This window comes from Achromobacter sp. EG18, from assembly GCF_059759395.1.
On sequence record NZ_CM186213.1, the window covers coordinates 4,556,056 to 4,571,452 of the forward strand.

At 66.9% G+C, this 15,397-nt stretch carries 15 protein-coding genes; 5 read left to right on the plus strand and 10 right to left on the minus strand.

From position 1 onward, the window contains the following. Nucleotides 1–9: 9 nt before the first annotated feature. Both AC6CR5_RS20930 and AC6CR5_RS20935 read left to right on the plus strand, forming a co-directional pair. The gene (locus tag AC6CR5_RS20930; RefSeq protein WP_020925654.1) at nt 10–354 is read left to right on the plus strand and encodes a DUF1840 domain-containing protein; all 345 of its coding nucleotides are present in this window, start codon (nt 10–12) and stop codon (nt 352–354) included. Between the two features lie 80 nt (nt 355–434). Next, the gene (locus AC6CR5_RS20935; protein ID WP_006386976.1) at nt 435–752 is read left to right on the plus strand and encodes a hypothetical protein; all 318 of its coding nucleotides are present in this window, start codon (nt 435–437) and stop codon (nt 750–752) included. Between the two features lie 63 nt (nt 753–815). Here AC6CR5_RS20935 and AC6CR5_RS20940 read toward each other — a convergent pair whose 3' ends face one another. The 6 genes from AC6CR5_RS20940 to AC6CR5_RS20965 form a co-directional block, all read right to left on the minus strand. Beyond that, entirely contained in the window at nt 816–1,616 is an 801-nt protein-coding gene (locus tag AC6CR5_RS20940) for a carbohydrate ABC transporter permease (RefSeq protein ID WP_006386977.1), read from the minus strand. Further along, nucleotides 1,613–2,488: a carbohydrate ABC transporter permease gene (locus tag AC6CR5_RS20945; protein ID WP_026384938.1), complete on the minus strand. Its 876-nt coding sequence runs from the start codon at nt 2,486–2,488 to the stop codon at nt 1,613–1,615. The genes AC6CR5_RS20940 and AC6CR5_RS20945 overlap by 4 nt, the downstream gene beginning before the upstream one ends. A gap of 13 nt (nt 2,489–2,501) precedes the next feature. After that, a complete protein-coding gene (locus tag AC6CR5_RS20950; RefSeq protein ID WP_024067394.1) occupies nt 2,502–3,797 on the minus strand; it encodes an ABC transporter substrate-binding protein in 1,296 nt (431 codons plus the stop codon). A gap of 33 nt (nt 3,798–3,830) precedes the next feature. Continuing rightward, complete coding sequence (locus AC6CR5_RS20955) at nt 3,831–4,886, minus strand: ABC transporter ATP-binding protein (protein ID WP_498084914.1); 1,056 nt, start codon at nt 4,884–4,886, stop codon at nt 3,831–3,833. A gap of 122 nt (nt 4,887–5,008) precedes the next feature. Next, entirely contained in the window at nt 5,009–5,806 is a 798-nt protein-coding gene (locus AC6CR5_RS20960) for a phosphodiesterase (RefSeq protein WP_054506109.1), read from the minus strand. Nucleotides 5,807–5,843: 37 nt separating this feature from the next. Then, nucleotides 5,844–6,857, minus strand: coding sequence for a LacI family DNA-binding transcriptional regulator (locus tag AC6CR5_RS20965; protein ID WP_006386982.1), 1,014 nt, complete (start codon nt 6,855–6,857; stop codon nt 5,844–5,846). A 317-nt stretch (nt 6,858–7,174) separates the two neighbouring features. On the opposite strand from AC6CR5_RS20965, the gene AC6CR5_RS20970 reads away from it, so the two are divergent. After that, nucleotides 7,175–8,503, plus strand: coding sequence for an amidase (locus AC6CR5_RS20970; RefSeq protein ID WP_498084915.1), 1,329 nt, complete (start codon nt 7,175–7,177; stop codon nt 8,501–8,503). Nucleotides 8,504–8,665: 162 nt separating this feature from the next. On the opposite strand, the gene leuA is transcribed toward AC6CR5_RS20970, so the two are convergent. The 3 genes from leuA to AC6CR5_RS20985 all read right to left on the minus strand — a co-directional run bounded on the left by leuA (nt 8,666) and on the right by AC6CR5_RS20985 (nt 12,586). Then, entirely contained in the window at nt 8,666–10,375 is a 1,710-nt protein-coding gene (gene leuA, locus AC6CR5_RS20975; RefSeq protein ID WP_054482354.1) for a 2-isopropylmalate synthase, read from the minus strand. 390 nt (nt 10,376–10,765) lie between these two features. Further along, nucleotides 10,766–11,743 (minus strand): tripartite tricarboxylate transporter substrate binding protein, encoded by a 978-nt coding sequence (locus tag AC6CR5_RS20980; protein WP_006386985.1) that lies wholly within the window; start codon nt 11,741–11,743, stop codon nt 10,766–10,768. Between the two features lie 192 nt (nt 11,744–11,935). Further along, nucleotides 11,936–12,586 (minus strand): hypothetical protein, encoded by a 651-nt coding sequence (locus tag AC6CR5_RS20985; RefSeq protein ID WP_024067398.1) that lies wholly within the window; start codon nt 12,584–12,586, stop codon nt 11,936–11,938. A 16-nt stretch (nt 12,587–12,602) separates the two neighbouring features. On the opposite strand from AC6CR5_RS20985, the gene rpoN reads away from it, so the two are divergent. Both rpoN and AC6CR5_RS20995 read left to right on the plus strand, forming a co-directional pair. Next, the gene (gene rpoN / locus AC6CR5_RS20990) at nt 12,603–14,030 is read left to right on the plus strand and encodes an RNA polymerase factor sigma-54 (RefSeq protein ID WP_498084916.1); all 1,428 of its coding nucleotides are present in this window, start codon (nt 12,603–12,605) and stop codon (nt 14,028–14,030) included. Nucleotides 14,031–14,131: 101 nt separating this feature from the next. Next, nucleotides 14,132–14,431: a (2Fe-2S)-binding protein gene (locus AC6CR5_RS20995; RefSeq protein ID WP_006386990.1), complete on the plus strand. Its 300-nt coding sequence runs from the start codon at nt 14,132–14,134 to the stop codon at nt 14,429–14,431. On the opposite strand, the gene AC6CR5_RS21000 is transcribed toward AC6CR5_RS20995, so the two are convergent. Beyond that, a complete protein-coding gene (locus AC6CR5_RS21000) occupies nt 14,401–15,321 on the minus strand; it encodes a LysR substrate-binding domain-containing protein (RefSeq protein WP_006386991.1) in 921 nt (306 codons plus the stop codon). The genes AC6CR5_RS20995 and AC6CR5_RS21000 overlap by 31 nt on opposite strands. Nucleotides 15,322–15,397: the final 76 nt, after the last annotated feature.

The window sequence follows — 15,397 nt, forward strand, 5'->3', positions numbered from 1 at the left end:
GACCGGAATATGCTGATTACATTTCACTCCAAGGTCGTGGCCGAAGTCCTGATGCTTACCGACCATGCCGGCGCCCTGCTGCAGGCCGCGGGCAAGTCCTTCGGCGACAAGATCCCCGAGCGCGGCGTGTTCACCGTCGACCAGCTCGGTCCGGCCATCCAGGGCATCGAACGGGCCATCGAAGAGGCCCAGGGCACCCACGACGAGGACGAGGAAGACGAGGACAAGCCGCCGGTGGCGCCCATGGCGCGCGCGGTCGGCCTGAAGGAACGCGCCTTCCCGCTGCTGGACATGATGCGCCAGTCGCAGGCCGCCGGCGCCGAGGTCACCTGGGAAGTCTCCCGCGGCTGGTAGGCAATGTCGCCGGACGGACAATCTGCCCGGCGATTTTTCCCTACCCTTTGCGGTTGACGCCATTTCAAGGAATCCCTGCCATGCGCAGCGACATCACCATCGTTTTCGACACCCGGCGCTCGCTGGACCTGTCGGCCAACGTCGAACCCAGCCCGCAACGCCAGAACGACGCTCGCGACTGGTTTGACGGCGCCTGGGAAACCCTGGGCTGCGAGCCCCTGCGCCCCAGCGGCAAGGTGCTGCTGCTGGACAAGGTGCTGGGCGTGGCCGACGCGCTGGGCTACGACATCCTGTCCACCGACGCCAAGGAGGCCCGCGAGTTCGCCGAGCACCTGGCGCTGGCGCTGGAACGCCCGCGCATCACGGTGGACCTGCCCGGCCTGACGGTCGGTTACTGACCGCCTGGCCGCCCAACGAAAAGACCCCGCCTGGCGCGGGGTCTTTTGCTTTCCAGGGAAGGCTCAGCGGATGCCGGCCCGCATGAACGACTGCACGAACTGGCGCTGGAACAGCAGGAAGGCGATCAGCAGCGGCGCCGCCGACATCAGCGTGGCGGCGGTGATCACCGACCAGTCGATGCCCTGGTCGGTCGACGAGAACACCTGCAGGCCCACCGTCAGCGGCCGCGATTCGACCGAGTTGGTGATGATCAGCGGCCACAGGAAGTTGTTCCAGTGGTGGCTGACCGACACCAGCCCGTAGGCCACGTAGATCGGCTTGGCCAGCGGCACGTAGACCTTCCACAGCACCTGCAGCGCGTTGGCGCCTTCCATGCGCGCGGCCTCCTCCAATTCGCGCGGCACCGTCTTGAAGGTCTGGCGCAGCAGGAAGATGCCGAAGGCCGATGCGAAGTACGGCAGGCCGATGGCGAACACCGTGTCGCGGATGCCCAGCTGGCTCATGGAGCGGTAGTTCTCCACCAGCAGCACATCCGGCATGATCATCAGCTGCAGCAGCACCAGCATGAAGACGAAGTCGCGGCCGCGGAACTCGAAGCGCGCGAAGGCGTAGCCGGCCAGGGTCGACAGCACCAGCTGCGCCGCCAGCACCATCGTCACCAGCAGGAAGGTGTTGGCGAAGTAGCGCGGGAACGGCGCGGCCTGCCAAGCCCGCGCGAAGTTGTCGAGCGTGAGCGGCGCGAACAGGTCGAAGCGGGTGGCGTAGGCCGGCGGGTGAAACGCCGCCCAGACGGCATACGCCAGCGGCAGGATCCACAACAGGCCAAGCGCCCACGCGCCCAGGGTATCGAGCTTGTCTTTCATTGGTAGTGCGTCCTGCGGTCCAGCCAGCGGAACTTGACCAGCGCCGTCAGCGCCAGCACCACCAGCAGCACGACGGTCAGCGTCGCGGCGTAGGCGGTGTCCCAGAAACTGAAGCCGACCTGGTAGATGTAGTACAGCAGCAGCGTGCTGGCGTTGTCGGGCCCGCCGCGGGTCATGACCACCACGTGGTCCACCAGCCGGAAGGCGTTGATCAGCGCATTGATCAGCACGAACAGCGTGGTCGGCATCAACAGCGGCCACAGCACGCGCCGGAAGTACTGCCAGCGCGAGGCCCCTTCCAGCATCGCCGCCTCGCGCAGCGACGGCGACACCGTCTGCAACGCGGCCAGGTAGAAGATCATGAAGAAACCGGATTCCTTCCACACCGTCACCAGCATCAACGCCGGCAGCGCGGTTTCGCGGTTGCCGAGCCAGTTGGGGCCGGGCGAGCCGAACAGCTGCATCACCTGCGCGATCAGGCCGTACTGCGGGGTGTAGAAGAACAGCCAGATATTGGCCACCGCGACCATCGGCAGCACCGTCGGCGTGAAGTACGCCATGCGCAGGAAACCGCGCCCGCGCAGGTTGCGATTGACCCACAGCGCCATGACCAGCGCGATGCCGATCGAGGTCGGGATGGTGCCCAGGGCGAACCACAGGTTGTTCCAGAGCGATTGCCAGAACACCGGGTCGTCGCGCATGACGGCGTAGTTGTCCAGCCCGACAAAGCGGGCCGGGCGCGCGCCCTTGGGGGTGGAATAGAAGCTGTGCCAGAGCGTCGCCAGCGCCGGGTAATGCGTGAACGCGGCGAGCAGCACGATGGCTGGCAGCAACAGCAGCCAGCCATAAAGCGCATTCAAGGAGCGGCTCATCGTGCTTGCGGATTTACTTGTAGGAACGCAGTATGCGGTCGGCTTCGCGCTGGGCGTCGGTCAGCGCCTGCTGCGGCGTCTTCGACCCCGTCAGCGCCGCCTGCAGGGCGTCGTTCAGGGTCTTGGTGACGCGCTGGTTCTCGTGGGTCGAGAATTCAGCCACGCTCACCTGCAACTGGTCGCGCGCCACGGCGGCGGCCGGCACATCCTGCGCGTACTTCTTCATCTTCTCGGTCTGCCAGGCGGCCGGCGTCACGGCCACGTAGCCGGTGGCGATGCTCCAGTCGGCGGCGCGCTCGGGCGTGGTGGCCCACTGCGCGAACTTGAGCGCGGCCTGCTGTTGTTCAGGCGTGCCGCTCTTGAAGATGTAGAAGTTGCCGCCGCCGGTCGGGCTGCCGCCGCGCTTTTGCTGCGGCATCATCGCCACGCCGAACGGGAAGTCGGCGTTCTTGCGGATGTTGGTCAGGTTGCCGGTGGTGGTCCAGATGATGGCGGCCTTCTTTTCCAGGAAGTCCTTGGGCGTGGTGCCCCAGTCGATCGTGCCGGTGGGCATGACCTTGTGCTTGGCCGACAGGTCGCGCCAGTACTGCGCGGCCTCGACCACGGCGGGCTTGTCCAGGTAGACCTCGTTGCCGGCCTCGTTCATCAGGATCGCGCCGTTGGGCGTGGTCAGGGCCTGGAACAGCCAGTAGGCGAAGGCTCCGCCCGACGGGATCTCGATGCCCCACTGGGTGGTGTTGCCGCTGGCGTCCTGCTTGGTCAGCTTCTTGCCGTACTCGACCAGCTCGGCCCAGGTGGCCGGCGCGCGTTCGGGATCCAGGCCGGCGGCCTTGAACAGATCCTTGTTGTAGTACATCACGATGGTCGAACGCTGGAACGGCACGCCCCAGGTGTGGCCGCCGGTGCGGCTGTTCTGCATGAAGGCGTCGTAGAAGCCGCCCAGCCACTTCTTGTCGGCGTCGCTTTTGGCCAGCGAGTCGATCGGCACGATGGCGTCTTCGTCGATCAGCGTGAACATGTCGGTCGACAGCAGCACGGCCAGCTGCGGCGGCGTGCCACCCTTCAGGGCGGTCAGCGCCTTGGCGATCGAATCCTGATACGAGCCGGCGTAGATCGGCTTGATCTTGATGCCGGGGTTTTCCTTCTCGAAGTCCGTCACCATGTCATCGACGATCTTGGTGATCGGGCCGCCCACGGCGACCGGATAGTAGAACTCCACTTCGACGGGCTTTTGCTGCGCCTGCGCGGGCAGCGACAGGCAGGCGGCGGCAAGGCTGGCGGCCAGGGTCTTGAGTACGATGCGTCGCATGATTGCGTTTCCTTTCCTGTGGATTGGGCGTCTTCAGCGCCCGACGGTGTTGATGACCGCCGAATCGGCGGCAAAGAAATGCTGTTGTTCGGCCGGCCACGACAGGCGTAGCGCTTCGCCGGCGCGGGCGCGCAGGTGGCCACCCACGCGCACCGCGATCCCGCCGCTGTCGCCGATGCGGCAGACCACGATGGAATCGGCGCCGAAGTACTCCACGCTTTCCACGGTGGCGGCGATGCCTTCGTTGTCGATGCGGATGTGCTCGGGCCGCACGCCCAGCTTGGCGGCGCCTTCCGGCGCGCCGGCGATGGCCGGACCTTGGGTGCCGGCGATCACGGTGGCGCCCTGGAGCGGCATCAGGTTGATCAGGTTCATGGGCGGCGTGCCGATGAAGCGCGCCGCGAATTCGCTGGCCGGACGGGCATACAGGCCGTCCGGCGTGTCGTGCTGTTCGATCTGGCCGCCGCGCAGCAGCACCACCTGGTCGGCCATGCTCATGGCCTCGGTCTGGTCGTGCGTGACGTACACCATGGTGATGCCCAGGTCCTGCTGCAAGGCGCGGATCTCGCGCCGCATCTCGTGGCGAAGCTGCGCGTCCAGGTTGGACAGCGGCTCGTCCATCAGGCACACCGGCGCTTCGGAAATTACCGCACGTCCCAGCGCCACGCGCTGCTGCTGGCCGCCCGACAGTTGCGACGGCTTGCGGTCCAGCAGATGGCCCAGGCCCAGCAGCGAAGCCACGCGTTGCAGGCGGCGGTCGTAGTCGCGCGCGGGCTCCTTGCGCACCTTCAGGCCGAACAGGATGTTCTCGCGCACCGACAGGTGCGGGAACAGCGCGTACGACTGGAACACCATGGAAATGCGGCGCTTGGCCGGCGGCAACTGCGTGACGTCGCGGTCGCCGATGCGGATGGTGCCGGACGTGGGCGTGTCCAGGCCGGCGATCATGCGCAGCGTGGTCGATTTGCCGCAACCCGATGGGCCCAGCAGCACGGTGAAGCTGCCCGCCGGCACGGTGAAGCTGACGCCGTGGATCGCGGCCGCGCCGCCGTATTGCTTGGTGAGATTATCCAGAACGATGGATGACATGCTGTCTCTTGGATCTAGTTTTCTGATCCGTCTGCGGCGCGTGCGATGAAAACCTTTTCATTGTGCAGCGCAAACATGACGGAGATATGGCAGGGCATAGTGTTTGTAATCGAGATCGGGGCTCAGGCGAAGGGATATGGCCCGGGGTATTCCCCAATCACGGCGTGGTGCGTGACCAGCGCGCCGTCGTGCCACCAGTGCAACTGGTAGCCCGGCGGCTCCATGATGTATTGCAGGGTCGGGCGCGGCCCCAGCTCCAGCGCCAGCTGGTGCGCGGTGCCCGGACAGGTCGAGGCAATGGTGCCGCCGAAGCGGCGGAAGATGGTGCGGTGCAGGTGGCCGCACAGCACGCGCTCGACGCGCGGATAGCGCGCCACGATGCTTTCGAGTTCCGGGCCGCCGGCCAGCAGGCCGATGTCGTCCATGTGCTCGATGCCGGTCTGGAATGGCGGATGATGCATCAGCACCAGCGTCGGCCGGTCGGGCTGTTCGGCCAGGCGCGCGGCCAGCCAGCCCAGGCGTTCGTCGCACAGCTCGCCGTGGCTTTTCATCGGCACCACCGTGTCCAGCGCCAGCAGGCGCAGCGGATAGGTTTCGACGGCATACTGGATGAACGGCCCCTGTCCTTGCAGATAGCCATGGTCCGGGAAGGCGGCGCGCAATTGCGCGCGGTCGTCATGGTTGCCGGGCAGCAGGAAATAAGGGATTTCAAGCGTCTGCAACTGCTCGCGCAGCGCCTGGTATTCATGCGGACGGCCCAGGTCGGTCAGGTCGCCCGTGATCAGCACGCAGTCGGGCCGCGGCGTCAGCGCGTTGAGCGCGCGCACCGCCGGGCCGAGGAAGGCGGCAGGGTCGATGATGCCGTACGCCTTGTCGCCCGGGGTGCGCATGTGCAGGTCGGTAATCTGTGCGATGAGCATGACACGTGTCTCGATCGGTATTTATTCTGGAAGGGGTTCAGCGGCGCACCGGCGCCGCGGTGCCGCCCACCACGATGCAGTGCGGCAGGCGGTTCGATTGCGGCGGCTGGCCATGGATCTGCGCCAGCAGGTTGGAGCAGGCCGCCTGGCCGATGCCGTCACTGGGTTGCGCCACCGTGGTCAGCGGCGGCGTCAGCAAGGCGCCGAAGCGCATGCCGTCGAAGCCGCAGACGGAAATATCGGACGGAACCGACAGGCCCAGCGCCACCAGGTCGGCAATCACGGCCGTGGCCAGCAGGTCGTTGGAACAGAACAGCGCCGTCGGCGCCTGTTTGCCGCGCAATGCGGACTTGATCGCCTCGGCGTCGCTGCCGGTGTGCGAATTCATGGCGATGTGCTGGATCGGTTCCAGGCCCAGCTTCTTGGCGCAGGCGCGCGCGCCCGACAGGCGGCGGCGAGCGCGATCGGAGGCCGTCAGCGGGCCGGTCACGATGGCGATGCGCCGATGCCCCAGCGCCGCCAGGTGCGAGACCATGTCAATGGCGGCCGCGCGATTGTCGACCGAGGCATAGGGATGGTCGGCGGATTCGTTGTAGACCAGCACGTAGGGCATGCCGGCGCTGTCCAGGTCGTCCAGCGTGGCGCTGCGGGCCGCGTCCGCCACCGTCAGGATCAGGCCGTCGACCTGGTGGTCGATCAGGCCCTGCACTGCGGCCGATTCCACCGCCGGGTCATAGCCGGTGGCGGTCAGCATTACGCTGTAGCCGGACTCGCGGGCGCGCCGTTCGGCGCCTTCAAAGCACTCGGCGAATACCGGATTGGACAGCGTCGGCAGAATCAACCCGATCGTGCGGGTGCTGCCGGAACGCAGGCTGCGGCCGACGCGATTGGGCCGGAAACCCGCGCGCTTGGCGATGGCGCGGATGTGCGCCAGCGTATCCGGATGGACGATTTCGGGCTGGTTGAACGCGCGCGAAACCGTGGCGGGGGAAACCCCCGCCTTGCGGGCCACTTCGATGATGGAAAAGCGGGGCGATGCGCGCGACGCCATGGCTACATTGCTGCCGGTTTGCTGAAAACGTTTTCATCTTACAAGACAAATATGACCTTTGTGTTGCACCCGTTTGCGCTATGCTGATAACAACGCAACAACATAAGGCCAAGGCGCGGCGTGGCGCGAAAATCCCTGCGAAAACACGGTTTTTTCAGTGGTTTTCCCAATTGACGCGACGCGCACAATGGCTGGGTTTGTCATGACGGGCACGCATCATGCCGCGTGCCGTATCGGGACAAACCCCAGGTCAAGGGGACCGGGTGCGGAAGTCAGTACCGCGCATATCGCGCGGCACCGGGATAGAGGAAAGGATCATGTCTACTGCCTTAAACAGACTTGGCGCGCTTGAAGCGGCGCGCAAGCTGCAACGGCGCGAATTGACCGCGGTGCAATTGGTGCGAGCCTGCTTTGCGCGCATCGAGCAACGCGAAAACACCATCCATGCCTGGACGGCGCTGCAGAAGCAGGCCGCCCTGGATCACGCGGAAGCCCTGGATCGCGGCCCCCTGCGCGGCCCGCTGCATGGCCTGCCGATCGGCGTCAAGGACCTGTTCGACACGGTCGATCTGCCCACCCGCTACGGTTCCCCCATCTACGAACGCCACCATCCCGGGCTGGACGCCGCCGCCGTGGCGTTGTGCCGCCATGCCGGCGCCATCGTGATCGGCAAGACCGTCACCACCGAATTCGCCACCTACCAGGCAGGCCCCACGCGCAATCCCCGCAACGAGGCCTACACGCCCGGCGGCTCCTCCAGCGGCTCGGCCGCCGCGGTCGCCGACGACATGGTTCCGTTCGCGCTGGGTTCGCAGACCGCCGGCTCCATCATCCGCCCTGCGTCGTACTGCGGCATCGTCGGCTACAAGCCTACGTTCGGCGCCATTCCGCGGGCCGGGGTCAAGAGCCTGGCCGAATCGCTCGACACGGTCGGCGGCTTCGCCCGCTCGGTGCCGGACGCGGCCCTGTTCGCCTCCGTCATGATGCGCGATCCGCGGCTGCTGGACCTGGCCTACGACGCCAAGCCGCGCATCGGCATGTACCGCAGCCTGCAATGGCGCCATGCCCAGTCCGAGACCAAGGAAGCCTTTGCCCAGGCCGCCGCCACGTTGTCGCGCGCCGGCGCCCACGTCGAGGAAATGCCGTTGCCGCCCGAGCACTGCATGCTGGTGCAGCTGCATGCCGACATCATGGCGTTCGAGTCGTCGCAGGCGCTGGCCTACGAACGGCTGGAACACGCCGCGCAGCTCAGCCCCAAGATCCAGGCGATCCTCGAGGCCGGGGCCCAGATCAGCGCCGAGGAACACCTCAAGAATCTGGCGCGCGCCGCGGAATCGCGCGCGCGCGTGGACGGCTGGTTCGACAAGTACGACGTGCTGCTCGCGCCTGCCGCCAGCGGCGAGGCGCCGTTCGCCGACCTCGGCACGGGCGACCCGCAGTTCTCGCGCGCGTGGACGCTGTTCGGCCTGCCGTGCCTGAGCCTGCCGTTCGCCACCGGCCCGCAGGGCCTGCCGGTCGGCCTGCAACTGATCGGCAAGCGCCACGATGACCACCGCACCCTGGCGATCGCCGCCTGGGTCCACGAGCGGCTGCTGGCCGCGCGCGAGCCCGACATCGGCGCATCCGATATGTGGCCGCGCGGTTGAGGGGCGCGCCGCGCGCCCGTCGCGGCGCGGTCGAACGCATCACGCAAGAAGAAAGCCCGCCGGATAAAGGCGGGCTATTTTTTTGTGCGGCGCGGCTTCACCGTAAGAAGCGCACGGGGAACGCGGCGGCGGTAACCGCCGCGCCCGCGGCCTGGCGGCGGATCACGCGGCCTGGGCGGCTTCCTGTTCGGTGATGACGGCGCCGGCGTTGATGTGGCGGTTCACCGCGCTCAGCACGGCCTGGAACGAGGCCGTCACGATGTCGCGGTCGATGCCCACGCCGAAGCCGGTGCTCGAATCTCCGACGCGCAGTTCCACGTAGGAGGCGGCGCGGGTGTCGGTGCCGGTGCCGATGGCGTGCTCGTGGTAGTCCATGATGCGCACCGGCACGTCCAGCGCGGCCACGAAGGCCGAGATGGCGCCATCGCCCTTGCCCGTCACGATGCGGCGCTCGCCGTTGTATTCGAGCTCGGCCTCGATGCTGAAGTGCTGGCCTTCGCCGGCGGCCGGATTGCCGTCGATGCGGTGACGCACCAGCTTCCACGGGGCCTTCTGCTCCAGGTATTCGCGGTTGAAGATGGTGTGCACGTCGTCGGCCGTGACTTCGCGGCCGGTCTCGTCGGTGACGCGCTGGATGGCGCGGCTGAATTCGATCTGCAGGCGGCGCGGCAACACCAGGCCGTGTTCCTGTTCGAGCAGGTACGACACGCCGCCCTTGCCCGACTGGCTGTTGACGCGGATCACGGCGTCGTAGCTGCGGCCGAGATCGGCCGGGTCGATCGGCAGGTACGGCACTTCCCACACGGCGTCGGGCTGCTGTTGCGCAAAGCCCTTCTTGATGGCGTCCTGGTGCGAACCGGAGAAGGCCGTGAAGACCAGGTCGCCCGCATACGGGTGGCGCGGGTGCACGGGCAACTGGTTGCAGTACTCGGCGCAGCGGCGCACTTCGTCGATGTCCGAGAAGTCCAGGCCCGGGTGCACGCCCTGGGTGTAGAGGTTCAGGGCCAGCGTGACCAGGTCGACGTTGCCGGTGCGCTCGCCGCTGCCGAACAGGCAGCCTTCGATGCGGTCGGCGCCGGCCATCACGGCGAATTCGGCGGCGGCCACGGCGGTGCCGCGGTCATTGTGCGGGTGCACGCTCAGCACGATGCTGTCGCGGCGCGCCAGGTTCTTGTGCATCCACTCGATCTGGTCGGCGTACATGTTCGGCGTGGTGGCCTCGATGGTGGCGGGCAAGTTCAGCACCATCTTGCAGTCCGGCGTGGGCTCCCATACGTCGGCCACGGCGTTCGAGACTTCCAGCGCGAATTCGGGTTCGGTCGTGCTGAAGACTTCGGGCGAGTACTGGTAGCGCCACTTGGTTTCCGGGTGCTTGGCCATGTACTGCTTGACCAGGCGCGTGCCGGTCGTGGCGATGTTCTTGATCTCGTCCTTGGTCATGTTGAACACGACCTTGCGGAACGCCGGGGCGCAGGCGTTGTACAAGTGGACGATGGCCTGCTTGGCGCCGGCCGCGGATTCCACGGTGCGGCTGATCAGGTCTTCACGCGACTGCGTCAGCACGATGATGGTGACGTCGTCGGGGATGCGCTTTTCGTCGATGAGCTTGCGCACGAAATCGAAGTCGGTCTGCGAGGCCGACGGGAAACCCACCTCGATTTCCTTGAAGCCGATCTTGACCAGTTGCTCGAAGAAGCGGAGCTTGCGCTCGACGCTCATCGGCTCGATCAGGGCCTGGTTGCCGTCGCGCAGGTCGGTGCTCATCCAGATCGGCGGCTGCGTGATGCGGCGGCTGGGCCAGGTGCGCTCGGAAAAGTCGCGGGCGAACGGCGTGAAGGGGACGTATTTGGTGGCGGGGTTGGCAAGCATCATCACTACACCTCGATCGGTTTCTTGTGAATCCCGGGATCGGTTTCCTCGGCCGGCATGCGGCCGGATGGCGGCCTGGTGCCAGGGTTGGCCGCATTCGCGCGGCGCAAGATTCAGTTTTGAAAAGGGGAAATCGCGTGTGGCAAGCGTGGCTGCCGAGCTACCACGGGGACACTAGGCCCGGCAACCGATCGGTAGGTATAGCGATAGCGCGATGAAGGCGGTACGAGCGCGCAGGCCGGCAACCGGAGCGGCAAAGCGTCCGGTGGCAATCGCGAGGGAGGTGCGGTAAGCGGCCATAGGTTGCTAGTCAAACATACTTTTGCGGGCAGCGCAATCGGGAAGGCGATAAAAAAGCCGGGGACAGATCGTCCCCGGCTGGCGTCACACGCGTTATTGCATTTGCATGTGGCCGTTCTTGACCACCTGGCCCAGGCGCTCGCGCTCGCTCCTGGCGAACTCGACGAAGCTGGCGCGCGAACCGCCGCCCGGCTCGATGCTGCTCTGGCGCAGCGCGTCCTGCACTTCCTTGGTCTGCAGCGACTTCTCGACGGCGGCGTTCATCTTGTCGAGCACGTCGGCGGGCGTGCCGGCCGGCGCGTACAGGCCCGCCCAGTGGCCGATGCGGATGGCCGGGAAGCCTTGCTCGGCGGTGGTGGGAATGTCGGGCGCGCTGGCCATGCGCTTGTCCCAGGTGGTCGCCAGCGCCTTGAGCTTGCCGCTCTGCACCAGCGGCAGCGTGACGATGCTGGCTTCCGAGGTGGCGTCGACCTGCTTGCCGATCACCGCGGTCACGCCTTCCGAGCCGCTCTTGTAGGCGATGGGCTCGACCGGCAGTCCGGTGGCCTCCTTGACCATCTCGGCCACGAAGTGCGGCGTACTGCCGTTGCCGGCGGTCGAGAACGTGATACGGTCGGTCTTGGCCTGCTTGGCGCGTTCGACGAAGTCCTTCAGGTCCTTGGCGGGGTTCGACGGATTGGCCACGATCACCGACGGCGTGATCGACAGCAGCGCGACCGGGGTCAGTTCTTCGTCCTTGTAGGGCTGGTCCGAGCGGATCAGGCTGTTGGTGACGGTGCCGTTGCTGCCCACCAGATAGGTGTAGCCGTCGGCCGCGCTGCGCGCGACGTGCGCGGCGCCGACCACGCCGCCGGCGCCGGGGCGGTTTTCGACGATGACGGGCTGGTTCAGGGTCGTGCCCACCGCCTTGGCGATGATGCGGGCGACCAGATCGTTGGCGCCGCCGGCGCTGAAGGGCGCGACGAAGGTGATGGGCTTGTCGGGCCAGGCGGCGGCTGCCGGGGCGGCGACGAAGGCGGCCGAGCAGGCCAGCAGAAGGCCGGCGGCATACCGGACGGGGGTACGGAACATGTAAAGCAACTCCAGGGGGGCTGGCCGCGCATCCGACTGGTCTCTGCAATCGGCTTGGTCTGGTTTTAAAGTGCGCGGCCGCGGTTGCGCGAGCCTGGAGGGCCAGTATAGGGGAGCCCGGCTGGCAGGGGACTGAAACAAGCAGGCCGCTTTGCGGCGGCCTGGGTCGTCGAACGGTGGGGGGCGCGCCGCTCAGCGGGCCGGGCCACCGATGCGCGGTTCGACGTAGCGCGGTTCGCGGGCGTCGCGAATGTCACGGGAATCGCGCGCATCGCGGCGGCCGTCGTCGCGTCCGTCGCGCGGCGGGCGGGCGGTGGCGCCGTCGAGGATCTCGGCCTGCTCGGCCACCATGGCGATCTTGCCGATGCGGTTGTGGCGGATTTCCGACAGCGAGCGATGCAGGTCGCCGACGGTGAACGGTTCTTCACGGCCGCCCCAGGTCCAGCGCAGCACGCCCAGGGACTCCTCGGACAACTGGGGCGCCAGGTCGGCCAGCACGCCGGTGCCGACCGGGGTGGCGCGGCCGGAGGCCAGGCTGGCCGACAGCCAGGCGCGCAGGATGAAGAAGACGATCAGGGTCCAGATGCCGGCCACGACCCACCAGATGTACGGGTTGACCTTTTGCACCATGTCCATGGTGGGTTGGCCCAGGGTGTGCAGGAAGTCGTAGTTGATGCGCTTGCCGAAATCCAGGATCCAGGAAGCGGCGAGATACCAGACGATCACGGCCACTGCGATCACGATCGCGCGCACGAGAAGTCGGGGAAGCGCCAGTTTGAGCAGGGTCTGGCCGATAAGTCGGCAATCCTGGCGAACGCGTGCGGGCGAAGTCTGATTCATCATGCAAAATATTGTACCTATGACCCGTCCTATTTTAGAACTGCGGCCCGGCCAGCATCTGACGCTGACCCCTCAACTGCAGCAATCGATCCGGTTGCTGCAGCTGTCCACGCTCGAGCTCGAGGCGGAAATCTCGCAAGTGCTCGCCGACAATCCGTTGCTGGAACGCGACGATGAGCCTTCCTCCGTCGAGACGCAGGCCGAATCCGAGCGCGAGTCGTCGGTGCAGGACGACGAACCCGCGCCCGAGCGCGACACCCCGGTCGAGGAAATGCCGGGTTCGGGCGGGGTCTACCCCGATGATGATTCCAGCCTGCCCGAGGCCGCCCGGCCCGATACCCTGCGCGAGCACCTGCTCGGGCAACTGGTGCTGACCCGCGCCGCGCCGCGCGACGCCGCGCTGGCGGCGCTGCTGATCGACGAACTGGACGAGAACGGCTACCTGGGCTCGCCCCTGGAGGAAATCCTGGGCTGGCTGCCGGCCGAGATGGAGCCGGACCTGGACGAGCTGCGCGCCGCGCTGTCGCTGCTGCAATCGTTCGACCCGGCCGGCATCGGCGCGCGCGACATGTCCGAGTGCCTGCTGTTGCAATTGCGCAGTCCCGACACGGCCCGGTTGCCCGAGGCCGCGGATCCCAAGGCGCTGGCCTGCGCCCGCCTGGTCTGCGCCCAGCATCTGGCGCTGTTGGCCACCGGCAACCATGCCAGGCTGTGCGCCGCGGTCGGTTGTGACGAGGCCACGCTGCGCGCGGCGCACGCCCTGATCCTGCGTCTGGAGCCCCGTCCGGGCCGCGCCTGGACGGTCCCGGCGGCCGATTACGCCGTACCCGACGTCATCGTGCGCAAGACGCGCCGCGGCTGGCGGGTGACGCTCAACAGCGCCGCCGTGCCGCGACTGCAGATCAATGGCCTGTACGCCCAAATGCTGGCCAACCAGAAGGAGTCGGCCCACGCCGGCTTGCAGTCTCAGCTGCAACAGGCGAAATGGATGATCCGCAACGTGGAGCAGCGCTTCGACACCATCCTGCGAGTGGCCCAGGCCATTGTCGACCGCCAGACCGCCTTCTTCAGCCAGGGGCCGGCGGCCATGCGCCCGCTCATCCTCAAGGACATTGCCGGCGAGCTGGGCCTGCATGAGTCCACCATTTCACGCGCCACGACACAGAAGTACATGCTCACTCCCTTCGGTACGCTGGAGCTCAAGCGTTTCTTCGGGGCGGGGGTGTCGACCGATGGCGGCGACGCCACATCCGCCACGGCGGTGCAGACCTTCATCCGCCAGATGGTGGCCGAGGAGAACCGGGCCAAGCCGCTGTCCGACAGCCAGATCATGGAAAAACTGGCCGACCAGGGCATCGTCATCGCCCGCAGGACGGTCGCGAAATACCGCGAGGCACTGCGGATCGCGCCGGCCGCGCTGCGCAAGGCGCAGGCCGCGGCGCGGTGAAATAAGGGACGAATCTTCGGAAAACGTCCCTTATTTCAATAGGTTAGATGACCACCGGGTTGCAAATTATTTACGCTGAGTACTTGCCATTGCATGAACAAATGCCGATAATTATTCTCATGTACATTTGCGTATGTAATGCCATCACCGAACGCCAAGTCCGCGCCAGCGTGGACGCGGGCGCGACGTCGCTTTCCGACCTGCAGTTCGAGCTGGGCGTGGCCACGTGCTGCGGCTGCTGCGCGGCCACCGCCGCCGAATACCTGCCGGGCGGCCGCTGTTCCAGCGTGTGCGATGTGCGCTCGATCGCCGTTCCGGTCAACCCGCCGGCCACCATGGCCGAACCGGGCACGTCCGCGGCGAACAGCAGCTATCCGGTCATCCAGGTCGCCGTCGCCTGAGCGGCGCCGCCACCTGCCACGGCTTGCAGGCCCAGCCCTGCAAGCCGTTGTGTTTCCGTTTCACAAAAATCCCTGATCATTCCCGCCAACTGGCGCACTGGCTCGCGCGCCGGTTCGGACAGGCATAGCGCCAGCTCGGACGGCGGCACCGCCGGCAGCGCGTCGTCGACCAGCCGATGCCCCGCGGCGATGCAGCGGCGCTCCAGCAATGCCACCCCCAGTCCTCCCGCCAGCGCGGCCTGTATTCCCATCAGATTGGGGCTTTCGTAAGCGATGCGCCAGCGGCGTGCAGCGCGTTCGAGCGCGTGAATCGCGCGGTTGCGGTAGATGCAGCCCTGCGGAAAGGCCACCAAGGGCACCGGTTCGGTGCTGGCGGGCAGGGCTGGCGCGCCCGCGATCCAGTGCAAGTGTTCCCGCCAGGTCGCCAGGGCCGGCCCGGCGCCGGGTTCGCGCTTGAGCAGCGCCAGATCCAGGTCGCCCCGTTCCAGGCCGCGGGTCAGGGCCACGGTCAAGTCGCAGCGCACCGACAGCCGGACGCTCGGCCGGGCGCGGGCGAACTGCGCCACGATGGCCGTGAGCGTGTCGGCGGCGAAATCGTCGGGAATGCCCAGCCGGATCACCTCGACCCGCTTGCGGCCGCTGACCGCCTCGCGCACTTCGGTGGACAGCGCCAGCATGCGGCGCGCATAGCCGAGCAGGCGTTCGCCGTCCTCGGTCAGGTGGACCTGGCGGCCTTCGCGCACGAACAGCGTGCATTCGAGGGTCTCCTCGAGTTTGCGGATCTGTTGGCTGACGGTGGACTGGCTGCGGTGCACCCGTTCGCCGGCGCGGGTGAAGCCGCCCGCGTCGACGACGGAGACAAAGCTGTGCAGTAGATCGAGATCGAGCATGGGAGGCGCCTTTGCATTGGTTTTTCAAATACTTTTGATCCAAATAAAGCGTTTGTCAATGGATAGGGCCGCGCCC